Raw genomic sequence first — 24722 nt, 5'->3', positions numbered from 1 at the left:
GCATGCGAGCAGTTGACAAACTACAAGCGGTATACAAACAACTCAACCGCGATACGATTAACACAGCGCTATTAGCGCAAGCTTACGATGCAAATGTAGTATTCGAAGACCCCTTCCACCGGGTGCATGGCATCGAGGCGCTGACCGAAGATTTTCGCGGCTTGTATAAAAACGTGACGAGCATTGACTTCGACTATCGCTCATCGGTTGAGTTCGATGAGCACGGCTACATTGAATGGGATATGACCTTTGTTCACCCACGCATCAAAGGTGGGCAAGCAGTGATCGTTAATGGCATAACGAAAGTAAAAATAGCCAACGGGCTCATTATTGAACACCGGGACTACTTTGATGGTGGCCAAATGCTCTATGAAAATGTACCAGTCATCGGCGCTGGCGTGCGCTGGTTGAAAGGAAGGTTGGCATGAAGACGATTTGGATCACGGGCGCTTCCACTGGCATTGGCGAAGCACTCGCTCGAAACTTACTCAAGCAAGGCCATCGAGTGCTTGTTAGTGCGCGCACGCAAGAAAAATTGCAGGCGCTAACGAATGAGTATGAACACTGCATCGCTTTGCCACTTGACGTAACCGACGAAGCGGCGGTTGCTGCTACGATTGACAAAATAGAACAAGACTACGGCCTAATTGACTGGTTAGTCGCCAATGCTGGCATCTGTGAATATATCGATTTACCCAGCATGCCAGTAGATGTCTTTCGCCGTACATTTGAGGTGAACTTTTTCTCAATCGTTGACCTTACTGAGCGCGCATTGCCGTTACTGAATAAAAGCAATGCGCCACGCTTAGTGTATGTATCGTCAAGTGCCCAGTTTTTGCCACTGCCAAGAGCACAAGCTTACTCTAGCTCGAAAGCCGCGTTGTCTCATTTTGGCGAAGTTATGGCAGCTGACCTAGCCAATACGCCAATTAAGGTTTGCACGGTGCATCCAGGTTTCGTCGAAACACCACTTACAGACAAGAATGACTTTCAAATGCCCATGCGTATCACGGCAGAAAAAGCTGCCGATATTATGGCAAAAGGCATTACAAAGGGGCGACCAGTCATCAACTTCCCACGGTTATTTATTGGCATATTAAAGCTAATCAATGCGCTACCTATTCGAATACGAAGAAAAATAATCGGTAAAATTTCACGCTTCCAAGGAGACTTTTAGTGAGCAAAATCGCGATCATTGGCACAGGTATTTCAGGCTTAACTTGCGCCCATTATTTACACCCACACCATGAAATTACTTTGTTCGAAAAGAACGACTATATTGGTGGCCATACTGCGACCAAACCCGTCGAAGTGGACGGCAAAACTTGGCACATCGACACTGGGTTTATTGTTTTTAATGATCGCACCTACCCTAATTTTGAAAAGTTACTAGCGGAAATTAATGTTAAGCCACTGGCCACCAGTATGAGCTTCTCTGTGCGTGATGATCACGCCGATTTAGAGTACTGCGGCAGCAATGCCAACGGCTTATTCGCCCAGCGTCGTAATATTGTACGTCCAAAGTACCTCAAGTTGTTGAAAGACATTGTGACCTTCAACAAACTAGCCAAGGCAGACAATGATATAGGCGACTCTGAAACACTCGCCGACTATTTAACACGTCATAACTTGGGCGACTGGTTCCGCGATAAGTACCTTATCCCTATGGGCTCTGCCATTTGGAGTGCCAGCGAGCACGACATGATGAAGTTCCCAGCCCAGTTTTTTGTTAAATTTTTCAAGAACCACGGCCTACTAGACTTAAAAGATCGACCGCAGTGGTATGTACTCGAGGGTGGCTCTTTCAGTTATATCGAACCATTAATTAAGCCGTTTAAGGATCGTATCCAGCTCAACACTGATATCGAACGAGTGGAGCGTGATGCCGATGGTGTTGATATTGTTATTAATGGAGAAAAACAGCGCTTTGATAAAGTCATATTTGCATGTCATTCCGACCAAGCATTGGCGCTATTAGCGCAACCAAGCGCTGATGAAAAGCAGATCTTAACTGCTATCCCTTACGCTGACAACGAAGTGATCTTGCACACCGACGCCAGTGCATTGCCTAAACGTGAAAATGCATGGGCAGCATGGAATTACCTCGTTAACGAAACAGGTTCAGAGCAGCCAGTTACCTTAACTTATAACATGAATATTCTGCAGCGGCTGCAAAACGCCCCAGTGACGTTCTGCGTATCGCTCAACAACAAAGCTGATATTGACCCGGATAAAATACTCGGTGTTTATCAATATGCACACCCATTGTTCACGGTGAAAGGCGAAGCGGCAAAAAGGCGTTTCGCAGATATCAGTGGTCACAATAACAGCTACTTCTGCGGTGCCTACTGGCGCAATGGCTTCCATGAAGACGGCGTGGTATCAGCCTTAAATGTGTGCCAACAATTTGGAGTAAAGGCGTGATCGAAAGTGCTATTTATGAGGGCGGGGTTCGGCATCGTCGGTTTTCACCGCGCCAGCACAAGCTGGATTACAAGCTCTACATGCTGTTTTTGAACTTAGACCAAATCGATCATGTTTTTGACGGTGTGCCCTTCTGGGCCACCAATCGGCGTGCACTGGTGGCATGGCACCGCAGCGACTACTTCAAACCAGAAACACCAGATTTAAAACAAGCTATTCTTGATCTGGTAACCGAGCGCACCGGCGAACAACTAGACGGCGCAACGGTTTGCATGCTCACGCATCCAAGGTTCCTTGGCGTCTGCTTTAATCCCGTCACCTTTTATTATGTTTACGACGCCAACGAAACCCTGCGATTTATCGTGCCAGAGATTACCAACACGCCTTGGCGTCAACGCTTTCAATATGTGCTACCTATTTCCGAGGCGCAAGATAAAGGCAAATTATTTCAGTTCAACCGCCAAAAGCAATTTCATATTTCGCCGTTCATGCCAATGAACCAGCAATACGAGTGGTCGTTTTCGGACCCAAATCAGCAACTCGTTGCGCACTTAGAAAACCATGAAGAAAGCAAAATCTTCGATGCTACGCTAACACTTAAGCGCAAAGCATTAAACCGCAAGACATTACTTGGCGTATTAAAGTTGTACCCGCCGATGACGTTCAAGGTTATCTGGGGCATATATTGGAATGCATTAAAGCTTTGGTTAAAACGAGTACCATTTTATCGCCACCCGGGTGATGGAGCAGATCGTGAAATCTATAACGACAAGTAAATCAGCAGAACTGTCACAATTACCTTTTTGGCTTCAGCAATTGTTCAAAGGCCTTTCTGACTTACCCGAAGGTTTCTTGACCCTTTATTACCAGGGTGTACAGTTGCAGTGCGGCAACAAACACAGTGACCTTCACGGCTCGATCGTGATCAATGACATCAAAGCGGCGAAAGCCTTTGCACTAGGCGGCGCCGTTGCAGCATCAGACGCCTACATCGAAGGCGAGTGGGACTCACCAGATCTTACTGCCGTGATCCGGATATTTGCTCGCAACCTTGCTTGGCTAGAAAACAAAGCTGGCAAATTAGGTTGGCTACTCGCCCCTTTGCGCGCACTGGGCCACTGGCGCAATCGTAATACCAAAGCCGGCTCGCGCAAAAACATTTCAGCCCACTATGACCTGGGCAATGAGCTGTACGAACAGTTTTTAGATGCCACCATGATGTACTCATCGGCAATTTATCAAAACGAGCAAATGTCGTTGCACGACGCGCAAGTTTACCGGCTAGATCGAATCTGTCAGAAGCTCAATATTCAACCTGGCGATAGTCTCATTGAAATTGGTACCGGCTGGGGTGGATTAGCGATTCATGCTGCCAAATATTATGGCGCCAAGGTCACCACCACAACGCTTTCGCAACAGCAGCGCGACTATGCGGTAGAAAAGATTGAAAAAGAAGGGTTAGCAGATCAAGTAACTGTGGTCATGCAAGACTACCGTGACCTAAGCGGTGAGTATGATCACCTAGTATCCATCGAAATGATTGAAGCCGTCGGCGAGCAGTATCTTGATGGTTATTTCAAGCAATGTGCAAAGTTGTTAAAACCAACTGGCCGGGCGCTCATTCAGGCCATCACGATTGAAGACCACCGGTATGACAGCTACAAGCGCAACATGGATTTCATTCAAAAACATGTGTTCCCAGGTGGCCACCTACCTTCAGTCAGCCGCATGATGAACTCGATTGGCAAGGGTACCGATCTAGTTGTGCGCCACATGGAAGAATTCGGTCAAGATTACGCCAAAACACTGCGCGCTTGGCATGAAAACTTTGAAAACAACTGGGACAGCATTAAACCGCACGGTTATGATGAGCGCTTCCGCCGCTTATGGCGTTATTACTTGTGCTATTGCGAAGGTGGCTTTACAGAGCGCGCGATTTCGGTGATGCAGTTTGTCATGTCGCGCAACAAAGACCAGCAACCAGCTATCATTGGTAAATTATCATGAGCAACACCCTGGCGGCGCTAGTACTAGCGCCCTCAATGATGTTCACTGGTCAAGCCATTACAGAAGACGGTACTCGCTACCAAGAAGTGCATCAGTACAACAATTGTGATTCGGCGCAGTTGTGCGAAACCGTGACCTACTTAGATGAAAACGGCGAGCGTTTTGCCAATAAACAAGTGGCTTACAACGCTCCTAGCTGGCAGCCAGATTTTACCTTCACCGATTCAAGGTTTCAGCTTTCCGAGCAAGTTGAGGTTCGTGGCGACAAAATATATGTCAGCCGCGTCACGCCGGATGAAACGCTTGAGTTCGTTGTAGAACAGCAAGACAACATTGTTTTTGATGCTGGATTCCACCCTTACATTCAGCACAATTTTGAGCAACTACAGGCTGGCGAAACACTCGAGTTTTTGTTTTTGGCAACGACTAGAGAAAGCCCAATTCGTTTTCAAGCAAAAGCGGTCGCCATGACAACTGAGCAGATGGACATTCAAGTTCGAATCAACAATCCATTAATTGCCTTGTTCGTTGATGACATCCGCTTAACTTACCGGCTGGCTGACAAAGCACTACTAAGTTTTAACGGGCTCACCAATATCCGCCGTTCTGAGGGCAAAGGAAACTGGAATGCACAGATTATTTATCAATATTAGTTTAGTAGCGTTAACGGCCTTAAGCGTTTGGCTTGTATACCTCATTATTCAGGCTATTGCAGATATTTCAATGTTTGAAGCCTTCGGCCCAATTTGGCAAGCATCTTGGGGCAAGGTGGCCATGGTGGACCTCTATCTTGGCCTGGTTTTAATCAGCATCCTGATCGTTACACTTGAGCACGGTAAGTGGCAAGGTTGGTTATGGGCCATCGCAACACTCGCTTTGGGCAACCCAATTGCAGTGCTTTACCTACTGCTTAACCGGAAAAAACTACTTGATTTGATCAAAGGTTAATCAGCCCGTAGAAAAAAGACCACTATACCCCTTGTCAGCAGTGGTCTGCTCAGCCTAGACTTAGTGCGACTCGTTTCACAAAAGTGATCATCAATTAATGCTCAAGCAACCCAACTATAACATCCTTGCGTTTCGCCTAGCTGGCTATGGTGTCGCAATCGCGTTTGTTATGGCGTTATTAGCGAGTGCATTATCAATTTGGTTAGACTTTCGCGTGCAATCACGCGAGCTCGATAACAACATTCAACGTTTGCTGCAAGCTTCGGAACATTCCGCCAACCGAGCCGTGTTTGAACTCAACGACCAGCTGGCAAAAGATATTCTGATGGGCATCGTCTCTTACCCCTATGTTGAATATGGGGTCATTTACGACGAGCGAGGCAATGAGCTAGAACGCTTCGAGCAAACGATTAATTCAGAGCTTTTACCTTTTCGCATATTCGATCACACCGAAGTTAAGTATGTGCCGCTACATTACAGTCAACAGCTGTTTTCCAATACAACAGATAGTGCAGCAGAGCCAGTGGGACGCCTAGAGATTGGTGTACACCTCGACGCCGCCTACGCTCAGTTTTACCAGCGTGCTGCGCAAATGATCATCATAAGTATTGGCTGGGTTGTACTGACAGCACTCGTTATTTTTTCAATCTTTTATATACTTTCAACCAAGCCTATTACCGATGTGATCCGCCAACTTGATCAAATTCGTCTTGGTGGCAAAAAAGTTAAAAAAATTACCGGCAATAAGCGCAATGAGTCAGATGAAATCGGCCACTTAGTCGATAAACTCAACGGCTTTATCGACACGGCAGACACGCTACTTACGGAACGCGATAAAGCGAATACCACTCTGCGCCAAACTTACGAAGAAATTCGCTCACTCGTAGACTTTTTACCGCAAGCGATCCTAATTGTTGATGAGCCGGGCACCATTCAACTAAGCAATAAGAGCTTTCGCTCATTAATTGGTACTCAAGAAGACCGAATTCAGGGCATTCACCGGGAAGAGCTCGCTAGCTATTTTGATGCCAGAGAGCGAGATTATTTATTCGCCTCCGATGTTTCGGTGATACAAACTGGCAACCCGGTCATGTATCCAGAGGTTCAAATACATGATGCGCTATCAGAAACTCGCTCATTTGAAGTTCGCAAATTTGCCATTGAGTTTCAAAATCGCCGCTGTTGCTTAACAGTGGCCATCGACACCACCGAGTTAAAACGCAGTGCCGACAAGATCCAGCACCTTGCTTATCATGATGCGCTAACCGACCTGCCTAACCGCAACTTACTGATTGACCGCCTGAACCAAGCTATTTTGCGTTCACGGCGCAATAAAATGTTTTCAGCCTTACTATTTGTTGATCTCGATGGATTTAAATCGATCAACGATAGCCTTGGTCATGCGGCGGGGGATGAGTTCCTTAAACACGTAGCGCGCATTTTGCGCAGCGTGGTGCGAGAAATCGACACCGTCGCTCGCCAAGGTGGCGATGAGTTTGTTATCTGCCTGGGTGACCTTGCTGATACGGCAGAAGAGGCCGAGGCACTCGCCAATGAACGGGCTGACCGGCTGCGCGACCTTATTAGTCAACCCTATGAGATTTACCATCGCAAAGTGGTCATTTCAGCTTCGATTGGCATCATGCTGTTCCCGGATGAGGGCGCGACAGCTTATGAGTTGCTTAAAAGTGCTGACACCGCCATGTACCAAGCCAAGAACCGTGGCAAAGACACTCAGGTATTTTTTGAACGGGCGATGGCCGATGCAGCATCGAACCGCTTGCGCCTTGAGCACGATTTGCGTGAGGCGATTGAGCAAAATGAGTTCTTCTTGGTTTACCAACCTCAAATGGACTGTCAAACCAATCAAATAACGGGTGCAGAAGCCTTGCTGCGCTGGATGCATCCTGAGCGTGGTATCGTGTCACCAGGTGAGTTCATACCCGTACTAGAACAAACCGGTCTGGTACTTCGGGCCGGCGAATGGGTACTTAAACAAGCTGCCTGGCAGGTTAAACAATGGCTGGATGAAGGCATTTGGACAACCGATATGGCGATGGGCGTGAACGTTAGTGCATTCCAGTTTTCGCACTCAAGCTTTATCCAAAGCGTTGAATCCGCACTAGACGAAACCGGTATCCCGGCGCAATGTCTGGATATTGAAATTACCGAGAGCATGGTGATCGACAATGTTGAAGACGTGATTGCCCGCATGCGCCAACTCAAAGCCTTGGGTATCACCTTTTCGATTGACGACTTTGGTACTGGCTATTCATCGCTGTCATACTTGAAGCGTTTGCCAGTGGATATTCTTAAAATTGATCAGTCGTTTGTCCGTGACGTGCTCGATGACCCTAACGATGAAGCCATTGTTTCTTCTATATTGGCGATGGCCAGTCACCTTGGCTTAGCAACCACTGCCGAAGGGGTTGAGGCAACACCACAACTTGAATTTTTACGCCAGCAAGGGTGTAGCCGTTATCAGGGCTACCTATTTAGCCGCCCTATTCCCGCGCATGACTTTAAAGCACTACTAATAGAACACCAATAATATGTACTCAGTAAAAGAAGCATTCTATACCCTGCAGGGCGAAGGCGCTCAAGCAGGGCGCCCAGCCGTATTTTGTCGTTTTACCGGCTGTAACTTATGGAACGGCAAAGCGGCTAGCCGAACCGATGCCATCTGCACATTTTGTGATACAGACTTTATTGGCACCGATGGCCAAAATGGTGGCAAGTTTGCTGATGCACATGCCCTAGTGTCTCACCTAAATCAGCTCTGGCAAGGCCAGACTCAGGACAGATTTGTCGTATTAACCGGCGGCGAGCCAGCTTTGCAGGTTGATTCACCATTAATCGAAACGCTACATGCACATGGCTATTTCATTGCGATTGAAACCAATGGTACGAAAGCACTTCCAAAGGGTATCGATTGGGTTTGCTTGAGTCCGAAAGGTGCCTCAGACGTGGTGTTAAAAGCTTGTGATGAACTGAAGCTGGTATTTCCGCAACCCAGCGCCCCACCAGAGCGCTTTGCGCACATATCAGCCAAGGTTCGCTACCTATCGCCGTTGAACCCTTACGACGCCGACAGTATTTATCCGGCACGAAATGAGCACACGCAACAGGCGATTAATTATTGTTTGCAACACTCAGAGTGGCGCTTGACGTTACAAACACACAAAGTGGTAGGCATTGACTAGCAGAATAGAAAATGGGCACCGTAAGGTGCCCGTTTATCGTTAAACAAGCTTTAATACTTGCAGAACTTGATCACGAACGGTCTTGGCTAACTCAGCATTGTCGACTAGCTTCTCACCATAACTTGGGAACATTTCTTTCAACTTCGCCTGCCACTCGCTTGCCACGCGCTCTGGGAAGCAGGTTTCCACGATTCCTACCATGGTATTGACCGACGTTGACGCCCCTGGACTCGCCCCTAACAAACAGGCCAGCGAGCCGTCACTGCTAGTGATGACTTCGGTACCAAACTCTAGCTTACCTTTGCCGGTGGATGGGTCGCGTTTGATGATTTGCACGCGCTGACCAGCGACACCAAGCTCCCAGTCTTCAGCTTTTACATCTGGATAGAAGTTGCGCAATGCCTCAACACGCGACTCATGCGACTGCATGACTTCGCTGATTAAATACTTAGTAAGTGGCACATTGGACAACCCCGCCGTAAGCATAGAGGTGAGGTTGTTCGGCTTGACCGAAAATGGCAAATCAAGCAGAGACCCCTGCTTTAAGAACTTAGTTGTGAAACCAGCATAAGGGCCGAATAGCAGCGCCTTTTTGCCTTCGATTACGCGGGTATCTAGGTGTGGCACTGACATAGGTGGCGCACCGATCGGGGCTTTACCGTATACTTTGGCGTGGTGTTGCTCAACAATCTCAGGCTTGCGACAGATTAACCACTGACCACTCACTGGGAAGCCACCGTAACCAACGCTTTCTTTGATGCCTGATTTTTGTAATAGCTGCAACGAGGCACCACCGGCACCCAAAAACACGAAACCGGCATCGAACTGTTTAATGGCGCCAGTCTCTTCGCTTTTACAGCTCACCTGCCAGCGCCCATCATTCGCCTGGCGAAGATTCGCCACCTTATGGCGCGTGTGCAGAGACAAACCATTTTCTTTTAAATGTGCCATCATTAAGCGGGTCAAAGCACCAAAATCAACATCCGAACCGTATGGCACTCGAGTTGCCGCTACAGGTGTGTTGGCATCACGCCCAGACATCACCAAGGGCATCCATTCATTTAAGGTTGCACGATCTTCACTGTATTGCATATCCGAGAAGAAATGATGTGCACTGAGCAACTCGTGACGTTTTTTCAAAAACGCCACATTGTCTTCCCCCCATACGAAACTCATATGTGGCGTTGCTCGAATAAAGTCGTCTGGGTTCGAAATTACCCCAGCCTTGACTAAGTATGACCAGAACTGCAGTGATACTTCAAACTGCTCGTTGATGGTAAACGCTTTACTGGTATTGATCGAACCGTCTGCTTGCTTAGGGGTATAGTTCAATTCGCAATAGGCAGCATGGCCTGTACCAGCGTTATTGAGGCCATCTGTACTCTCTTTAGCCTCAGCATCTAATGCTTCTACGATCGCAATAGATAAGGATTGGTCTAGCGATTTCAGCAACATCGCTAACGTTGTGCTCATTACGCCAGCGCCAACCAGCAATACATCTACTTTTTCGGTTGTCATCTCGAGGATTCACCCTTTGTTATTTAGCACTAATTGTATGGGTTTCACCTGCCCTGCTCAAGTTGCATATTTCGCCTAAAAGCGCGCTGACACACATCACTAAAAACTTGCCAAAATGCCTGCTATTGTCTTGACTTAGTAGCATCGAGTTGAGGATAAGTTCAGCATGCCAACCCCGATTTTAATTTGCGACGACTCAGCCTTCGCCCGCAAACAAATGATACGAGCCCTACCTAAATCATGGGACGTAGAAGTCAGCCAAGCTAGCAATGGTGAAGAAGCGCTAGAAATCATTCGTGCTGGCAAGGCCGAAGTCACATTCTTGGATCTAACCATGCCAGTCATGGATGGTTATGAAACATTGAGCATCATTCACAGCGAAGACTTACCAACCATGGTAATCGTTGTTTCCGGTGATATTCAGCCGGAAGCCATGCAGCGGGTAAAAAAGCTGGGGGCTATGGAGTTTATTCGCAAGCCAATCACTTCAGAAAAAGCCAAGGAAACACTAGTGACTTACGGCATAGTGCAAGAAGGTGAGATATGACATCACAGGCACTTGATCTGAACGAAGAGTACCGAGATATATACCAAGAGTTGGTAAACGTCGCCATGGGACGAGCCGCCGACCTGCTTGCTCGTCTGCTTGATACCTACATTATCCTACCCGTGCCGAAAGTTAATCTATTGGCGCGCACCGAACTTGCCATGACACTGGCAGCACTCGACAAAAACGACCGTGTGTCTGCTGTCTGCCAAGGTTTTTCAGGTGACCGTATATCCGGCGAAGCCCTGCTGTTGTTAACCGATGCAACCTTCCCAGATTTAGCCCATCTACTCGGCAGCGAGTCAACGGGCAGTCGTGGTAATGAGCTTGAGCTACTGATGGATACCGCGAACGTTCTAATTGGTGCTTGCCTTAAAGGCTTTGCTGAGCAAATAGATGTAGAGTTCGCTCAGTCTCTGCCGGAGGTGCTGGGTCAGCATCGCAAAGTAGATGGTCTATTTGATCAGCCTGCTATTCCTTGGGAGCAAGCACTGGCCATCGAGGTGACCTATCGTTTAGAGAATAAAGAGTCAACGTTTGAGCTGCTATTGTTGTTTACCTCAGAGTCTATCGAGATTTTGAACAACAAAATCAACTTTTTGTTAGAAGAGTAGGAATTAAGATGAGCGAATCAGCCCTTGCAGATTTTCATCCATTGCTAGACGTGCTGCACGCCATCGATGTGGGCATTACGATTCTCGAACTGGATGGCACAGTAAAGTTGTGGAACGGGTTTATGTCTCACAACAGTGGCTTTCCAGCCGAGGATGCGATCGGCAAGTCGATTTACGACTTATTCCCCAAAATAGACAAGCCGTGGTTTGAGAGAAAAATCAAACAAACCTGTGTGCTTAAAATTCAGGCCTTTGTTACCTGGGAGCAACGCCCTTACGTGTTGTTTTTCCGCAATAAGCGCCCCATTACTGGCCAAACCGAATTTATGTATCAGAACGCTACGTTCATACCACTTAGTGACATCCGTGGCGATATCACGCAAGTAGCACTGGTTATTTATGATGCAACCCAGGCGGCTGCAGCGCGCCATGAACTAGAAGATGCCAAATCTCAACTTGAATTAATGGGCACCCTGGATAACGACACACTCTTTCACGACCCAGCAAGTTTTCAAGACATTCTTGAAGTGGAGCGCCAGCGCGCCCAACGCAGTGATTTGCCGCTCACTGTTGCTCACTTCAAATTTACCAATGCGCAAGAAATCATCGAAGAACATGGTACAGATGCCTGGGCCGCTTATATGCAAGACATTGCCACCGCGCTAAAGCAGGGCCTGCGCACAACAGATATCATGGCCAGACCTGATGTAGATGAGTTGGCCGCGATATTAGTTTCCACCGACAAGGAAAAAAGCAAGGTATTTGCTCAGCGCGTTGCAGGCACAATTAAAAACTACCCTACCACCTCCTTTGGTGTTCAGCTGAAAGCCAAGCTGCATAGCGTGCCAACAGACCAGAGCGCTTACGAGTGGTGGCCTACCCTGCACGAGCAGTGGCGATAAGGTAGTGATCTCTACTTACGCACGATAATGTGCTGATATCTTGCTAATGAGCGCCAAGGTTCTTCTTGATTGATGGCCGTTTCGATTTGCAGTATCTCTTCAAATGGCAAATCTGGAATCCAGTCATTGATACAACGAATACCGCGCCAATCAATCACATTACCACCAAGCGCCTCGAGCCACCCACGCAAGTCACTTGCGCTAAATAATGTAGTCGGCATCATGCAGCGGCCATTGCCTGGGCGATCCAATAAGGATTGCACCCCGGTGCCATTCAGAAACCGTGTCATGCGCTGCGCATCGCGATTATATGCCATCACCACCAGGTAACCACCTGGCGCAGTGAGCTCATAAGCTCGTTTTAAGGCAGCCTGCGGGTCGGCTAGCCACTCAAGCACAGCGCAAACCGTTACCATTTCAAATTGGCCATGCTGTTCGACAGACAGCGATTGATAACTTGCCTGCTGAACATCAACACTGGTTAATTGCAAACGTTGCTTAGCAGCCGCAACCATTTTCTCGGAGGGTTCGGTCATAAGAACTTGATGACCATTCTGTGCTAACCACTCCGACAAATGCCCAAGCCCGCCACCAATTTCTAGCACACGCCAAGCCTGGCTAGAAAAGCTTGGTAGCTGAGAGATTGCATCTTGCTGAACTGCCAAGCGCAAACGCCCCTTGGTGCTGCCATATATTTTGTCTGAAAACCGATCAGCTAACTGATCGAAGAAAACATCATCTTGCACTGACTGTTGACACCTCAAATAAAGGGTTCATTATTTGCCGCATGATAGAAATTAGCCGTTTACGTCGCATGCTTGTGGCACATGCCCAGCGCAGCGAAACCACAACATATGCCGAACTCGCACAGCGCCTACAGCTATCGCCGCCTCGCACGATTGGACAAGTCGCGCAGGCGCTCGAAGCCATTATGGAGCAAGATGCGGTCGCCAATGAACCACTACTTTCTGCGGTAGTGGTTCAGCGCGCCGGCAATATACCACGAGCAGGGTTCTTTCAAAAAGCCCGTACTTTAGGGTTATATGAAGGACCCGACGATGGGCCGCATGCCGAACTTTGGCACCTATCACAACGAGAAAAATTGCAACAATACTGGCAGACCTATGAGCATTAATATTTATCACAACCCTAGGTGCAGCAAGTCGCGCCAAACGCTGGCGTTGATCGAACATCACCAACCAAAGGTGATTAAGTATCTCGACACACCTCTGACACTGGAAGAACTAAAGCGCGTTGCAGAAAAATTAGATCTAGGCGTTAGTGCGATGATTCGCCCAAAAGAAGCTGAGTTTGTCGCCTCGGGTTTAACCCTTGCAAGCGAGCCAGACGATTTATTGGCATTCCTCGCCGAGCACCCCAAGGCCATGGAGCGTCCGATCGTTGAAACCAGCACCCAGGCTCGCATTGGCCGCCCACCTGAAAATGTTTTGGACATTCTGCCATGAAGCAAGGTATTTACCATCGTTTAGCTGCCCAATTTATCTTACTGCAGGTGTTGATTATATTGGCTGCAGTTTTTATTTTTTCTCCGCCAGTCCAAGAAGGACGAGTGATCGAATGGATACTTGCAGGGTTGTTTTGGGCAACAATTTTCAGTGCCGCACTGCTCGGATTCTTGCCGGCTTTCTGGCAAGCGAACGTTAAAGCCATGCAGTGGTTTTTGTTCGTCGCACCCATCTATTTTGTTTTTTATGTATTAGTAGTGACCGCCGCTGGTCCAGTGATGCTAGCTGGCATTGCTTTAAGTGTTGTATGTTTGCTGCAATACGCCTTTACGATTGCAGCGATTCGAGCACAAAAGAGTAATCCGACCGTATAAAAAAGCCCCGCAGGTTCGCTGCAGGGCTTTTAATGCGGCCTAAGAAATTAAAACGGCATGCCGCCACCGCCAAACCCGCCTGGCGGAAAACCACCTGGCATGCCGCGCATCATTTTCGCCATACCGCCCTTGCCCTTCATCTTCTTCATCATCTTTTGCATCTGCTTAAACTGCTTCAGCAATCGGTTCACCTCTGGAATATCAGTGCCCGAGCCGGCAGCGATACGGCGTTTACGTGAACCAGTAATTTTGTCCGGAAATCGGCGCTCCATCGGAGTCATGGAGTTAATAATGGCTTCCATGCGTACAAACATTTTATCGTTAAAGCCAGCTTGTTGCAGCTGGGCCATATTGCCAGCGCCCGGCAATTTTTCGAGTAAGCCGCCAACACCGCCCATATTTTTCATTTGTTGCAGCTGATCACGAAAATCTTCGAGGTCGAAGCCCTTGCCGCCTTTTTTAAGCTTTTTGGCAATTTTCTCGGCTTTTTCTTTATCTACCTTGCGCTCAACTTCTTCAATAAGCGATAAAATATCGCCCATGTCCAAAATACGGCTAGCGATTCGGTCTGGGTGGAACGGCTCAAGGGCGTCCACCTTCTCACCCATACCAATAAACTTAATCGGCTTGCCAGTGATATGACGCACCGACAGTGCGGCACCACCTCGTGCATCACCGTCCGCTTTCGTTAGGATCACACCAGTTAATGGCAGCGCATCAGAAAATGCTTTCGCAGTATTGGCAGCATCCTGACCTGTCATGGCATCTACCACAAACAGGGTTTCTACCGGTGTTACTGCCGCATTCAATGCAGCAATCTCATCCATCATATCTTGATCAATGGCGAGCCGGCCTGCTGTATCGACGATTAATACATCAACATAAGCCGTTTTGGCCTGTGCCTTGGCCGCGTTAACAATATCGATAGGCTTTTGCTCAATCGAGCTTGGGAAAAACTCTGCACCAACTTGTTCCGCTAGCGTTTCTAACTGCTTAATTGCAGCTGGGCGGTAAACGTCAGCGGATACCACCATTACCTTTTTCTTTTCGCGCTCAATCAAGTACTTCGCGAGTTTGGCGGCGGAAGTCGTTTTACCAGCACCTTGCAGACCGGCCATCATGACCACGGCTGGCGGCTGTTGACGAAGATCTAGGGACTCGTTGGCGTCGCCCATTACGTGGATCAGTTCTTCTTGCACAATTTTTAAGAACTGCTGACCTGGGTTAAGTGCTTTGGCGACTTCGCTACCCACCGCACGAGCTTTCACCGCTTCGACAAAGTCTTTCACTACCGGCAAGGCAACGTCGGCTTCAAGCAACGCCATACGAACTTCACGCAGCGTATCTTTAATATTCGACTCGGTCAGCGTTGCTTGACCAGTGACTGACTTCAAGGAATGAGTCAAGCGCTCGGATAAATTCTTAAACATATGGATCCACAACAATTGGGTAAAATTTGCAGCCATTATAGAGGCATAATGCTTTGCTGCAAAACATGCATGTGGCAAACTATGCCTATGAATATAATGATTGTCCTTCTCACCCTCTTTTGTGTCGCACTATATGCCTTAGCAACCATGCAGGTAAGCCGACGTATTCAGCATAACCAAACGGTTGGGGTGATGCCGCAGTTTGTTATGACTTCAGCAGTCTGGCTACACCTAGCTATCGCCAGTGGCTTAGTGATTTTCACACCCGGGCAACCACTTTCTCTGGGCCTTGTTGCTGCATCTATTACAGGCTTAATGGCGTTGCTACTAGTTTTGTCGGCTTTTTTTCGCAACTTAAGAGCTTTATATGTACTCGCAGCACCCGTGGCTGCGCTTGCGTTAGTGACTGGTGTACTCATTCCTACGCCTGTTGCCAATCAGCTACCCAGCAACCCTATGTTACTTCTACATGTGTTGCTGGCCATCACTAGCTACGCATTTATTTCCATCGCCGCACTGATGGCCGCCATTGTGATCATTCAAATCCGCCAACTACGGCGCCACAAGCTTAGCCGCACAATTTGGCTATTGCCGCCACTGCAAGCCACTGAGCGTCTACACGTTGAACTTTTGATGATTGGCTTTGGCATTTTAACCGTGGCGATGGCGATAGGCTTAAGCGTGTCGCCTGATTCGGCCTCTGGCAGCCTTAGCAAAAGCATTGCAACCTTGCTAGGCTGGTTAGTCCTTGCTGTCTTACTGTTCGGTCATTTGATTGCGGGCTGGCGAGGCGAAATGGCTGCTCGTTTAACGATTATCGGCAGTCTAGTGTTAGGAATTGGTTACTTTGCCTCTCGCTTCGTGGTCACATCAATGGTCATCGGCTCTTGACATCGGCCACCCCTATCAGTGAAATAGGGCTTCATTAATCACACAGGTTGTCCCTTCTTGAACGACGTGCCCATAGGCTTGCTGTTTTTTTCGCTTGCCACACTGATTTTAATGTCCGCTTTTTTCTCCAGCTCAGAAACTGGCATGATGTCGCTAAATCGCTATCGTTTACGCCACAAAGCCCGCGATGGAGATAAATCGGCGAATCGAACTGAGCAACTTTTGAAACGCCCAGATCAACTGATTGGCGTAATTCTAATCGGTAACAACCTTGTCAACATTGCCGCTGCATCTTTGGCAACTGTTATTGCCATGCGAATGTTCCCAGACAATACCGATTTAGCGATTTCAGTTGCCACACTGCTGCTTACAATTGTTGTATTGGTATTTGCTGAGGTCACACCAAAAACCTATGCCCAGCAAAACCCTGAGCGCATTGCCTATCCGGCCTCTCATATTCTAAAGCCACTCAAGTCGTTGCTTGCGCCAGCGGTTTGGGCTATTACAAAAATTGCTGCTGGCTTAATGTGGTTATTGGGTATTCGTCACAGTGTTGAGGCCAGTGATGCGCTGTCCAAAGAAGAGCTGCGCAGCATCGTTAGCGAGTCAGGCGAGCATCTACAAGCTAAGCGCCAAAACATGCTACTTGGCGTACTGGAACTCGATGACGTCACCGTTGAAGACATTATGGTCCCGAAACACGAAGTCCGTGGTATCGACCTAGATTGGGACATTGAAAAAATTCGCCTGGCCATCGCGACAACCGATCACACCCGCATGCCAGTTTTTAAGGGTGATCTTGATAAGGTCGTTGGCATGTTACACGTGCGCGACACCGCTGAATTTATGCTGGCCGACGAGCCAGAGAAAGTAATGCTGACGCGCAAGGCCAGTGATCCACTGTTTGTGCCAGAAAGCATGCCACTACAAACGCAACTACTAAATTTCCAGCGTGACAAAAAGCGTATTGGCTTGGTTGTTGATGAATATGGCGATATCCAAGGCCTAGTGACTCTGGAAGATATCCTAGAAGAAATTGTTGGTGAGTTCACAACCGACCAACTAGGCGATTCAAAGGTCATACACCCGCAGCGCGATGGTTCTTATGTGATAGACGGCAGTGCTAGCGTGCGCGAAGTCAACCGCTCACTAAAGTGGGAGTTGCCAACAGAAGAAGCAAGAACCTTAAGCGGCTTAATCATTGAGCACCTTGAAGATATTCCTGATGCCAACATGAGCCTAAAAATCGCCCATTACGCAATTGAAATTCTGCAGGTAAAAGACAACACCATTACCGCAGCTCGAATTTCGCTGATTGAAGACTAGTTATGCAAGATATCGCAATTATTTTGGTTAGAACTTGGCATCCAGGCAACATCGGCTCGGCTGCTAGGGCGATGAAAAACATGGGGTTAACAAAACTGCGCTTGGTAGCCCCTCACTTTGGCATCGATGATCAGGCGCAATCGATGGCCGCCGGGGCGATCGATATCCTAGAGCAAGTAGAGGTCTTTGACACCCTACAAGAAGCCATTGCCGACCGGCAAACCGTGATTGGCACCAGTGCTCGCATTCGTGGCCAGCGCGTGCCACAGCTTAACCCGAAACAGGCTGCTAACACGGCCTTAGAACAAGCGCCTGCAGCGATTGTTTTTGGTGGCGAGCGTTCAGGATTAACCAATGAAGATCTGGCACTTTGCCACTTTCAAGTCGCCATTGATGGCAACCCAGATTATCCAGTTCTTAACCTTGCTCAAGCGGTGCAGATTTTATGCTATGAGCTATTCAACGCTCAGCAAACTAGTCCAGATTTCGACCGGCAAGAAGACCCCTACCCACTGGTGAAAGAACTTGAGGTGTTTTATCAGCGCTTAGAGGGAGCATTGGCTGAAACAGACTATATGAAAGGCCATGAGCGAGATGAAATTTTAAAGCAGCGACTACGTCAGTACTTCCGTCGCAGCCGCCCTACCCGCCGCGAACTGTCATTGCTTCAAGGCGTCGTATCAGCACTGACAGAAAAATAGCAGCCAATTAGCTAGAGGGCGCCTTATTGGCGCCATACTACCACACCCGCTTTCTCTTGCAGTTGGTCAAGGTATGCTTCATGCAAGGCTTGCTCTGCTTGCGATGCTTGATGCACTCTCAGCTTTGATAAATCTACCTGACCGATATCGAGACCACCAGATTGCTGATTGCCTTGCTGCATTTCCAAAGTTAGCGCTGTTTGCCCACCTGTTAGCATCAAGTAAACGTCAGCCAAAATTTCTGAGTCTAACAACGCACCATGCAGTGTGCGGCGGCTATTATCGATATCAAACTTTTTACACAGGGCATCAAGTGACACGCGCGCCCCTGGGAAGCGCTTGCGAGCAATGGCGAGACTGTCGACGATTTGGCAGTGATCTTCTAAGCGCCCAAAGTCTGGCCCACCAGCCTGGGCCAGTAGCTTAAACTCATGGTTGATAAAACCGACGTCGAAGGCCGCATTATGAATGACCAGCTCCGTGCCCTGAACAAACTCAACGAACCTTGCTGCCTCGTCGGCAAATCGTGGCTTATCGGTTAGAAACCCATTGGTGATACCGTGTACTGCGATCGCTTCTTCTGGCACTTCACGATCGGGTTGCAGATAAACATGATAGTGCTCGCCAGTTACTTTACGGCCCTCCATCGCCACACAACCAATTTCAATAATGCGATCACCACCAGCAGGATCTAAACCTGTTGTTTCGGTATCTAGTACAATTTGCTTCATGTATTACCTATCGTTCTAGTCAGACTTGGCGTTACCATGCCGGTGCGAATGGGGGCTTTGCGCAAGCCCATCTGTCCGATGGCAGCAGGCGATTGCTTACGAGCCACCAACACATACGCTGCATGGGTAAAGGGTACCACTTTTCCAAGCCAAGCGGCTATGCGATCGCTCGCACCGCCAAAGTGATTACCCGGCCAAGAGGGAAATAACACCTCAGAGCTCTCTACTTCAAAATCCAAAACATTCAACCAGTCACAAACTCGCCGTCGCGGCAAAAACCTAGCCCCAGAAAACAAGGTTCTGGTAGGTGTATACCATCTAGCCAGTTGCCAAATACCCGGATTAAACCCAACCACCACAACCGTGCCCGAGGCAGTCAAACAACGATTAACCTCTCGCAGAGAAGCATATGGGTCACTAGCGAAATCTAGTGTATGCGCCAAAATCACTAAATCTAGGCTTTCATTAGCAAACGGTAACTCGTGACTTTGTGCCAACACTGATGCACAAAGCGCTTGATGAGGCTGCTCGGTTACCATACAGCCACAACCAGTGCGCTCTGAACGCCAAAGGGGCTGATACGCACCTGCATCAATTTGTGCCGAATGAAAATAGAGCCGCGCATGCAGCAAAGACTTAACCGCATCTGCTTGTGCCTGACTTAGCGCCTGGCCTAGCGGTGATGAAAACCAATTTGCGACCTGTGCCTCTTGCACACGCATAAACGACCTCAGTTAGGGTTCATATAACACCAAATCTCATACCATTTAGATGTTACACTTGACCAAGTTTTACACAATTCAATAGAATACGCGGTTCTTCAGCAAAGCTTAATCTAATTTTATCATGCGAATTATTAAGGCAACCATTGTATTGTCAGGGATTTTTCTGGCCGCCTGTCAAACTTTACCGACAGCAACGAGCGAAACGTCCTCCAACAATATCCCTACTCGCGAGCCCACCATAGCCGCCTCGCCAGAACCGGTAGAAGCTGAGGCCATCGTTGAGAATCAACAACCACTCGCCGACTACCAAGCACCCAACACCCTTGGTGCGCAAGCGCTAGAACAAGAAATCATCCGCCTTAAGTATCCAGACGATTTGTGGGCGAGACTGCGCAGCCAGATGCAGCTAGATCACGATGTGCATAGCAGAATGGAACCACACATCGCTTACTATGCTCGCCATCAAGGCTATATAGATCGCGTCTCTGAGCGCTCAAGCCGCTACATTTATCACATTATGAATGAAATTGAAGCGCGTGGTTTGCCTGCCGAATTAGCACTATTACCCATTGTTGAAAGCGCCTACGATGCCTTTGCCTACTCGCATGGGCGCGCGTCTGGACTTTGGCAGTTTATTCCTTCTACTGGGCGAGCATACGGCCTTGAACAAGACTGGTGGTATGATGGCCGCCGCGACGTGATTGCAGCGACAGATGCTGCGCTAACTTACTTAGCTAAGCTGAACGATCAATTTGATGGCGACTGGATGCTAGCGCTGGCTGCCTATAACAGCGGCGCAGGCACGGTTCGCCGAGCCCAAGAAGCCGCCCGCTCAGCTGGTAAATCCACCGACTACTGGTCGCTAAGCTTGCCACGCGAAACACGTCAATATGTGCCTAAACTATTGGCATTATCTGCCATCATCGAAGATCCTGAATCGTATGGCATTGAGCTGCCTAGCATCACAGACGAGCCCTACTTTGAAGTGGTTGATATTGCTGGACAAATTGATCTTGCTCAGGTCGCGCAACTGTCTGGTGTGAGCACCGATGAGATTTATATGCTCAACCCTGCATTTAACCGCTGGGCTACCCGTCCAGAAGGGCCGCATCGAATTTTGGTACCTATCAATCATGCTAATCAGTTGCGTGAAGGGTTGGCCCAACTGCCAGATAACGAGCGCCTTAACTGGAATCGCCATGTAGTAAAAAGCGGCGAGAGCCTAATTGTATTGGCGAAAAAATATAATACGACGGTTGATGTTATCCGTGATGTCAATGGTATCACTGGCAATCTCATTCGTGTGGGCGAAGCCCTGATGATTCCAACGGCAAGTGCGAGCGAATACCGCTTATCATCAGAAAGCCGGTTAAGTGCCAACCAGGAACGTGAGCGCGAAGGCAACAGAGTTGAATACGAAGTGCAAGCTGGCGATTCATTCTGGCTTATCTCGCAAAAATATGGGGTATCCAGTCGCTCATTGGCAGCTTGGAACAACATGGCGCCAGGCGACACCCTTAGAATTGGTCAAAAACTCGTAATTTGGACCACTCAACAAGTGGCCGCTACCACCAGTGATCGAACCGTTACGCGTCGAGTTAGTTATACGGTGCGCAACGGTGATTCGCTGTCGTCTATTGGTCAGCGTTTTCGCGTGAGCGTCAACCAATTGCGCGAGTGGAATGATGATTTGGGCCGCTATTTGCAGCCCGGAGATCGCCTAACAATCCATGTTAATGTTACTCAGTAGTGCCTAGCACGGATGGCAAATGAGCGCAGTAGCGTATCAGCAAACTTGCTGACCTGCTGCGCCAATGGCACCCGGCGCTTGTAGGACAGCGAGATCAGCGACTTACTCGCCGACAACTCTTGCAACAGTTGATCACTAGTAATTAAACGATCTACTAGCTTTTTGTCGAACGCCTCTTGCGCTGTCCAATAGTCACCATCCGCCACCGTATCAATTTCTACACTTCTGCGCCCTTTCGCGACATGCGCTTTAAACTGGTCATGAATCGACGTAATGTCCTGCTTAAACTTATCGCGCGCTTCATCAGTATTCTCACCAAACATGGTTAGCGTGCGCTTATTTTTTCCTGCCGTAATTAACTCCACATCAATTTTGCGTTCTTGCAAGAAACGATGAAAGTTCGGCATTTGCGCCACGACACCGATAGACCCAACAAATGCAAAGGGTGCTGCGCAAATGTGCGAGGCAGCTGCCGCCATCATATAACCACCGCTGGCAGCAACCTGGTCGATCGCTACGGTTACTTTCACACCGGCGTCGCGTAGGCGCTGTATCTGACTAGCCGCCAAGCCATAGCCATTCACCACGCCACCTGGGCTGTTCAGTTTAATAACAACCTCATCACCGGCTTGCACCGTTGTTAGCAAGGCTGTTACCTCCTCACGCAAAGCATCAACTTGCGAGGCTTCCATATCGCCCTCAAAGGACAGCACGTACACAACGTCTTTGTTATCTTGCTGCTTTGCATCCTTTTTTTGTTGCTTCACACGAGCCTTATAGGCTTTTTTATCCAACCGCATATGATCTAAGGCATCGGCGTAGGCTTCATACTTCTCATTTAGCTTCTTCACCACCAGCTTGCCGCCTTTATCTTGTTTTGCACCCTGCCTAGCGCCAGCAATCATTAACAAGGCAAGCCCAATTATTAGCACTACAGTTACTAGCTTTAATACAAAAATGCCGTACTCAGCCCACATTTACTTTTCTCCTATGTACAAGCCGGGAGCTTGCTTAGTTCATCGCTACAAACGTGATAAGATTGCGCCCTTGCTAAAGATTGTCAATGGATCACTATGGATATTCAACACTGGCTCGCCACCCTTCCCCAACGCTTACGTACGGAAGCAAGCAAAGACCTAACCGCTGTTTTCCAGTTTCAAGTAGACGATTGGGCGGCTTGGGTGGCCATTAATAATACGCACGCGAGTGGTGAAACAGGCTACCATGAGTCGCCCGATGTGACCTTAACGGCCTCACTTGAAACGTTTAAAGCATTGGGGAAAGGAAGGCTAAGCGGCATGACTGCTGTTATGCAAGGGAAGCTAAAGGTAAAAGGTAGCCTGCCACTGGCCTCACGGCTACCTGAATTATTTACCTTGAACGAGCTAGAATAAGCGGCTGATATTCTTTTCAGCCATATTCAACACCTCATCCGCTCTAGCAGAACGAGTCAATAAGGCCTCAAGGTAAAACTCTAACCCACTTAGGGATTCTGCCATTTGATCAAACTGCGCCTGAGAGATTTCCTCACCTTGAGCTAACAGGCGCTCATTGACGAAACGGCTAATCATGTCAACGACCTTCACGGCTCGCTCAGCACCTAGGAACACGCATGCACCTCGAACGCCACGAAGTGACACATCGATATTAGTGAGGTGTAGCTTATCGCCGTCATGATCCATATAGGCCGATATGGCACGCTTAATGACCGCTAGCCCTTGTTCAGCTTCGTCAATCAAAGCAATACGTGCATGGTCATGCACAGCTTGTGCCGAGGCTTGGTTTGGCGACTCAGCGCCTGAATCGCGCGTGCCAGATTTTAATCTTGCTGCCGCAGTTTCAGCATAAATAAAGCCGTCTGCAACATTCGCCAACAAAGCCGGATCCTGGATATCTGCCGCATTCTTTAGCTTATGCAACACCTGCTTAACCACATTCGCCGCACTGCTCAGCCCAACCATCGCCAGCGCTTCAGCGACACCAGCCATTCTTGGCGCCTGAATATCCAAGTTAATAGCCGTTTTACTGCGCTCAGCTTGTTCAATATGTTCACGAATATCGGATAGCTCTTCAAGCAATGCATCCGACACTGACGTTAAAACGCTCGCACCAGGGCCGTGCAGCAAACGATACTCTTCGGCTAGCTTTGCGTCGTCTGTTGTTGCCCGCTGAACACCCAGTGCCGTGAGTAGCTTATTGCATGCCTCGCTGCGAACCGGTTGCAATGACAGCAAATAGACAATTTGGCGCTTAAGGTCATTTACCTGACCACTACCTAACGTACCTGTTTGCAGTAGATTGGAAAGCGTGCGCTCAAACTGAGCAAACAATCGCAAGCGGTCGTTGTTGATAAACGGCTGAGTGAGACTGAGCGACTCACAAAGTTGCGCCATCACTGTGAACATTGACGATAACGAGCTATCTTTTTGCGCCCGACCGGCACGTTCAAACAGCTCAGCCATTGCTTTAAATACCGCCGTCAAACGTTCTTTTTTGGTCACCTGCACTAATCCAGCTTGCGTTAACAAGTGAACGCGCTTGAGACGAGCCAAATTATCCTGATCGGAAATGCTGACTGTTATCTGGCTGAACCATTCTTGGCGAATTGCAACCGGATTAAACCAGTCTAAGGGATGCACACGCTCGCCGGAAGCCAGCCTTAAGCGGTTGATCTCTTCGAGCATCAAGTCTGGGTGGATTGGATCCCCGAATTCTCGGTACTCGACATAGCGCCCAACCACCAAAATGGCATGCGAACAAGCTTGAATAAGCCGGCTATTATCGGATTGTGTTGATAAAGCTTCGACGGATTGACTGATCGCAGCACAGAGTTTGGAGACACCAATATCTTCCATGAGGGCAAAGGTGCCGCGCAGGCGATTCATCGTCGCACTACAATCACTAAGGCTCTCCAAATCAGTATGGTCAGATACAAAAGCATCAAAAGACGACTCAGCCGACTGAAGCGATTGTATTAACTCAGATTTGACTAGCTTAAAAGCTCCGTTATTCATCCTTTACTACACCTGTTCTGCACAGCAAGCTTACATGCCAAAAAATTTTGAACTTTGTACCACATATTACATGGATGTTTCTTGCAATATTTCAATATTTGGTTACCTTTGCCTCGCGCGCCGCGCGAACGACCCAGTCTAACAACCAAAA

Annotated in this window: 27 protein-coding genes; 20 read left to right on the top strand and 7 right to left on the bottom strand. The window is 48.4% G+C overall.

Going from position 1 to position 24722, the window contains the following annotated elements:
- The first annotated feature begins 2 nt into the window (after positions 1-2).
- The 9 genes from DUW71_RS12215 to queE all read left to right on the top strand — a co-directional run bounded on the left by DUW71_RS12215 (position 3) and on the right by queE (position 8582).
- Positions 3-428 carry a nuclear transport factor 2 family protein gene (locus DUW71_RS12215; protein WP_119395539.1) on the top strand — a complete coding sequence of 142 codons (426 nt, stop codon included), beginning with the start codon at positions 3-5 and terminating at the stop codon, positions 426-428.
- Complete coding sequence (locus DUW71_RS12210) at positions 425-1177, top strand: SDR family NAD(P)-dependent oxidoreductase (RefSeq protein ID WP_119395538.1); 753 nt, start codon at positions 425-427, stop codon at positions 1175-1177. Before DUW71_RS12215 ends, DUW71_RS12210 begins: the two co-directional genes overlap by 4 nt.
- Positions 1177-2424, top strand: coding sequence for an NAD(P)/FAD-dependent oxidoreductase (locus tag DUW71_RS12205; RefSeq protein ID WP_119395537.1), 1248 nt, complete (start codon positions 1177-1179; stop codon positions 2422-2424). Before DUW71_RS12210 ends, DUW71_RS12205 begins: the two co-directional genes overlap by 1 nt.
- Entirely contained in the window at positions 2421-3200 is a 780-nt protein-coding gene (locus DUW71_RS12200) for a DUF1365 domain-containing protein (RefSeq protein ID WP_199671222.1), read from the top strand. The genes DUW71_RS12205 and DUW71_RS12200 overlap by 4 nt, the downstream gene beginning before the upstream one ends.
- Positions 3178-4431, top strand: coding sequence for an SAM-dependent methyltransferase (locus tag DUW71_RS12195; RefSeq protein WP_199671221.1), 1254 nt, complete (start codon positions 3178-3180; stop codon positions 4429-4431). Before DUW71_RS12200 ends, DUW71_RS12195 begins: the two co-directional genes overlap by 23 nt.
- A complete protein-coding gene (locus DUW71_RS12190; RefSeq protein ID WP_119395534.1) occupies positions 4428-5084 on the top strand; it encodes a hypothetical protein in 657 nt (218 codons plus the stop codon). The genes DUW71_RS12195 and DUW71_RS12190 overlap by 4 nt, the downstream gene beginning before the upstream one ends.
- Positions 5059-5379: a hypothetical protein gene (locus DUW71_RS12185; protein WP_119395533.1), complete on the top strand. Its 321-nt coding sequence runs from the start codon at positions 5059-5061 to the stop codon at positions 5377-5379. Before DUW71_RS12190 ends, DUW71_RS12185 begins: the two co-directional genes overlap by 26 nt.
- A gap of 97 nt (positions 5380-5476) precedes the next feature.
- Positions 5477-7930, top strand: a complete 2454-nt coding sequence (locus DUW71_RS12180; RefSeq protein ID WP_119395532.1) for a putative bifunctional diguanylate cyclase/phosphodiesterase — start codon at positions 5477-5479, stop codon at positions 7928-7930.
- Position 7931: 1 nt separating this feature from the next.
- Positions 7932-8582 carry a 7-carboxy-7-deazaguanine synthase gene (gene queE / locus DUW71_RS12175; protein ID WP_119395531.1) on the top strand — a complete coding sequence of 217 codons (651 nt, stop codon included), beginning with the start codon at positions 7932-7934 and terminating at the stop codon, positions 8580-8582.
- 39 nt (positions 8583-8621) lie between these two features.
- Here queE and mqo read toward each other — a convergent pair whose 3' ends face one another.
- Entirely contained in the window at positions 8622-10100 is a 1479-nt protein-coding gene (gene mqo, locus DUW71_RS12170; protein WP_119395530.1) for a malate dehydrogenase (quinone), read from the bottom strand.
- Between the two features lie 166 nt (positions 10101-10266).
- On the opposite strand from mqo, the gene DUW71_RS12165 reads away from it, so the two are divergent.
- The 3 genes from DUW71_RS12165 to DUW71_RS12155 are packed head-to-tail and all read left to right on the top strand — an operon-like array spanning position 10267 to position 12163.
- Positions 10267-10647: a response regulator gene (locus DUW71_RS12165; RefSeq protein WP_119395529.1), complete on the top strand. Its 381-nt coding sequence runs from the start codon at positions 10267-10269 to the stop codon at positions 10645-10647.
- Positions 10644-11261: a histidine kinase gene (locus tag DUW71_RS12160; protein ID WP_119395528.1), complete on the top strand. Its 618-nt coding sequence runs from the start codon at positions 10644-10646 to the stop codon at positions 11259-11261. Before DUW71_RS12165 ends, DUW71_RS12160 begins: the two co-directional genes overlap by 4 nt.
- A gap of 8 nt (positions 11262-11269) precedes the next feature.
- Complete coding sequence (locus DUW71_RS12155; protein WP_119395527.1) at positions 11270-12163, top strand: sensor domain-containing diguanylate cyclase; 894 nt, start codon at positions 11270-11272, stop codon at positions 12161-12163.
- Positions 12164-12174: 11 nt separating this feature from the next.
- On the opposite strand, the gene DUW71_RS12150 is transcribed toward DUW71_RS12155, so the two are convergent.
- Positions 12175-12909, bottom strand: coding sequence for a methyltransferase domain-containing protein (locus DUW71_RS12150; RefSeq protein WP_158584045.1), 735 nt, complete (start codon positions 12907-12909; stop codon positions 12175-12177).
- 41 nt (positions 12910-12950) lie between these two features.
- Between DUW71_RS12150 and DUW71_RS12145 the strand changes: the two genes are divergently transcribed.
- Genes DUW71_RS12145 through DUW71_RS12135 form a run of 3 tightly spaced genes read left to right on the top strand, consistent with a single transcriptional unit; the run spans position 12951 to position 14003 of the window.
- On the top strand, positions 12951-13298 hold the full coding sequence (locus DUW71_RS12145; RefSeq protein ID WP_119395525.1) for a hypothetical protein: 348 nt from the start codon (positions 12951-12953) through the stop codon (positions 13296-13298).
- Positions 13288-13629, top strand: a complete 342-nt coding sequence (gene arsC / locus DUW71_RS12140) for an arsenate reductase (glutaredoxin) (RefSeq protein WP_119395524.1) — start codon at positions 13288-13290, stop codon at positions 13627-13629. Before DUW71_RS12145 ends, arsC begins: the two co-directional genes overlap by 11 nt.
- Entirely contained in the window at positions 13626-14003 is a 378-nt protein-coding gene (locus tag DUW71_RS12135) for a DUF2069 domain-containing protein (RefSeq protein WP_119395523.1), read from the top strand. The genes arsC and DUW71_RS12135 overlap by 4 nt, the downstream gene beginning before the upstream one ends.
- 47 nt (positions 14004-14050) lie before the next feature.
- Here the strand turns inward: DUW71_RS12135 and ffh are convergent, their stop codons facing one another.
- Entirely contained in the window at positions 14051-15433 is a 1383-nt protein-coding gene (ffh, locus tag DUW71_RS12130; protein WP_119395522.1) for a signal recognition particle protein, read from the bottom strand.
- Positions 15434-15529: 96 nt separating this feature from the next.
- Between ffh and DUW71_RS12125 the strand changes: the two genes are divergently transcribed.
- The 3 genes from DUW71_RS12125 to DUW71_RS12115 are packed head-to-tail and all read left to right on the top strand — an operon-like array spanning position 15530 to position 18351.
- A complete protein-coding gene (locus DUW71_RS12125) occupies positions 15530-16324 on the top strand; it encodes a cytochrome C assembly family protein (RefSeq protein WP_158584043.1) in 795 nt (264 codons plus the stop codon).
- A 57-nt stretch (positions 16325-16381) separates the two neighbouring features.
- On the top strand, positions 16382-17650 hold the full coding sequence (locus DUW71_RS12120; RefSeq protein WP_158584041.1) for an HlyC/CorC family transporter: 1269 nt from the start codon (positions 16382-16384) through the stop codon (positions 17648-17650).
- Positions 17651-17652: 2 nt separating this feature from the next.
- Complete coding sequence (locus tag DUW71_RS12115; RefSeq protein ID WP_119395520.1) at positions 17653-18351, top strand: RNA methyltransferase; 699 nt, start codon at positions 17653-17655, stop codon at positions 18349-18351.
- Positions 18352-18374: 23 nt separating this feature from the next.
- Here the strand turns inward: DUW71_RS12115 and dnaQ are convergent, their stop codons facing one another.
- Entirely contained in the window at positions 18375-19082 is a 708-nt protein-coding gene (gene dnaQ / locus DUW71_RS12110; protein ID WP_119395519.1) for a DNA polymerase III subunit epsilon, read from the bottom strand.
- A complete protein-coding gene (locus DUW71_RS12105) occupies positions 19079-19804 on the bottom strand; it encodes a class I SAM-dependent methyltransferase (RefSeq protein WP_119395518.1) in 726 nt (241 codons plus the stop codon). The genes dnaQ and DUW71_RS12105 overlap by 4 nt, the downstream gene beginning before the upstream one ends.
- Before the next feature lie 124 nt (positions 19805-19928).
- Here DUW71_RS12105 and DUW71_RS12100 point away from each other — a divergent pair, with 124 nt between their 5' ends.
- Positions 19929-21557 carry a LysM peptidoglycan-binding domain-containing protein gene (locus DUW71_RS12100; protein ID WP_119395517.1) on the top strand — a complete coding sequence of 543 codons (1629 nt, stop codon included), beginning with the start codon at positions 19929-19931 and terminating at the stop codon, positions 21555-21557.
- On the opposite strand, the gene sohB is transcribed toward DUW71_RS12100, so the two are convergent.
- Positions 21551-22534: a protease SohB gene (gene sohB / locus DUW71_RS12095; RefSeq protein WP_119395516.1), complete on the bottom strand. Its 984-nt coding sequence runs from the start codon at positions 22532-22534 to the stop codon at positions 21551-21553. The genes DUW71_RS12100 and sohB overlap by 7 nt on opposite strands.
- A gap of 96 nt (positions 22535-22630) precedes the next feature.
- Between sohB and DUW71_RS12090 the strand changes: the two genes are divergently transcribed.
- Positions 22631-22951, top strand: coding sequence for an SCP2 sterol-binding domain-containing protein (locus DUW71_RS12090; protein ID WP_119395515.1), 321 nt, complete (start codon positions 22631-22633; stop codon positions 22949-22951).
- On the opposite strand, the gene DUW71_RS12085 is transcribed toward DUW71_RS12090, so the two are convergent.
- Positions 22943-24571: a hypothetical protein gene (locus DUW71_RS12085; protein WP_119395514.1), complete on the bottom strand. Its 1629-nt coding sequence runs from the start codon at positions 24569-24571 to the stop codon at positions 22943-22945. The two genes, DUW71_RS12090 and DUW71_RS12085, sit on opposite strands and share 9 nt — an antisense overlap.
- Between the last annotated feature and the right edge of the window lie 151 nt (positions 24572-24722).

Source organism: Salinibius halmophilus, assembly GCF_003577475.1.
Taxonomy (GTDB): Bacteria; Pseudomonadota; Gammaproteobacteria; order Pseudomonadales; family Natronospirillaceae; genus Salinibius; species Salinibius halmophilus.
This window is presented reverse-complemented; position numbering and strand designations above follow the sequence as displayed.

Bases quoted from the DNA above. Each gene is read 5' to 3' on its own strand.
- mqo (WP_119395530.1), bottom strand. From the start codon at position 10,100: ATGACAACCGAAAAAGTAGATGTATTGCTGGTTGGCGCTGGCGTAATG.
- DUW71_RS12125 (WP_158584043.1), top strand. From the start codon at position 15,530: ATGATTGTCCTTCTCACCCTCTTTTGTGTCGCACTATATGCCTTAGCA.
- DUW71_RS12145 (WP_119395525.1), top strand. From the start codon at position 12,951: ATGATAGAAATTAGCCGTTTACGTCGCATGCTTGTGGCACATGCCCAG.
- DUW71_RS12115 (WP_119395520.1), top strand. From the start codon at position 17,653: ATGCAAGATATCGCAATTATTTTGGTTAGAACTTGGCATCCAGGCAAC.
- DUW71_RS12160 (WP_119395528.1), top strand. From the start codon at position 10,644: ATGACATCACAGGCACTTGATCTGAACGAAGAGTACCGAGATATATAC.
- DUW71_RS12155 (WP_119395527.1), top strand. From the start codon at position 11,270: ATGAGCGAATCAGCCCTTGCAGATTTTCATCCATTGCTAGACGTGCTG.
- DUW71_RS12105 (WP_119395518.1), bottom strand. From the start codon at position 19,804: ATGCGTGTGCAAGAGGCACAGGTCGCAAATTGGTTTTCATCACCGCTA.
- DUW71_RS12180 (WP_119395532.1), top strand. From the start codon at position 5,477: ATGCTCAAGCAACCCAACTATAACATCCTTGCGTTTCGCCTAGCTGGC.
- DUW71_RS12185 (WP_119395533.1), top strand. From the start codon at position 5,059: ATGCACAGATTATTTATCAATATTAGTTTAGTAGCGTTAACGGCCTTA.
- DUW71_RS12165 (WP_119395529.1), top strand. From the start codon at position 10,267: ATGCCAACCCCGATTTTAATTTGCGACGACTCAGCCTTCGCCCGCAAA.
- DUW71_RS12135 (WP_119395523.1), top strand. From the start codon at position 13,626: ATGAAGCAAGGTATTTACCATCGTTTAGCTGCCCAATTTATCTTACTG.
- DUW71_RS12085 (WP_119395514.1), bottom strand. From the start codon at position 24,571: ATGAATAACGGAGCTTTTAAGCTAGTCAAATCTGAGTTAATACAATCG.
- DUW71_RS12090 (WP_119395515.1), top strand. From the start codon at position 22,631: ATGGATATTCAACACTGGCTCGCCACCCTTCCCCAACGCTTACGTACG.
- ffh (WP_119395522.1), bottom strand. From the start codon at position 15,433: ATGTTTAAGAATTTATCCGAGCGCTTGACTCATTCCTTGAAGTCAGTC.
- queE (WP_119395531.1), top strand. From the start codon at position 7,932: ATGTACTCAGTAAAAGAAGCATTCTATACCCTGCAGGGCGAAGGCGCT.
- sohB (WP_119395516.1), bottom strand. From the start codon at position 22,534: ATGTGGGCTGAGTACGGCATTTTTGTATTAAAGCTAGTAACTGTAGTG.
- DUW71_RS12210 (WP_119395538.1), top strand. From the start codon at position 425: ATGAAGACGATTTGGATCACGGGCGCTTCCACTGGCATTGGCGAAGCA.
- arsC (WP_119395524.1), top strand. From the start codon at position 13,288: ATGAGCATTAATATTTATCACAACCCTAGGTGCAGCAAGTCGCGCCAA.
- DUW71_RS12190 (WP_119395534.1), top strand. From the start codon at position 4,428: ATGAGCAACACCCTGGCGGCGCTAGTACTAGCGCCCTCAATGATGTTC.
- DUW71_RS12100 (WP_119395517.1), top strand. From the start codon at position 19,929: ATGCGAATTATTAAGGCAACCATTGTATTGTCAGGGATTTTTCTGGCC.
- DUW71_RS12215 (WP_119395539.1), top strand. From the start codon at position 3: ATGCGAGCAGTTGACAAACTACAAGCGGTATACAAACAACTCAACCGC.
- dnaQ (WP_119395519.1), bottom strand. From the start codon at position 19,082: ATGAAGCAAATTGTACTAGATACCGAAACAACAGGTTTAGATCCTGCT.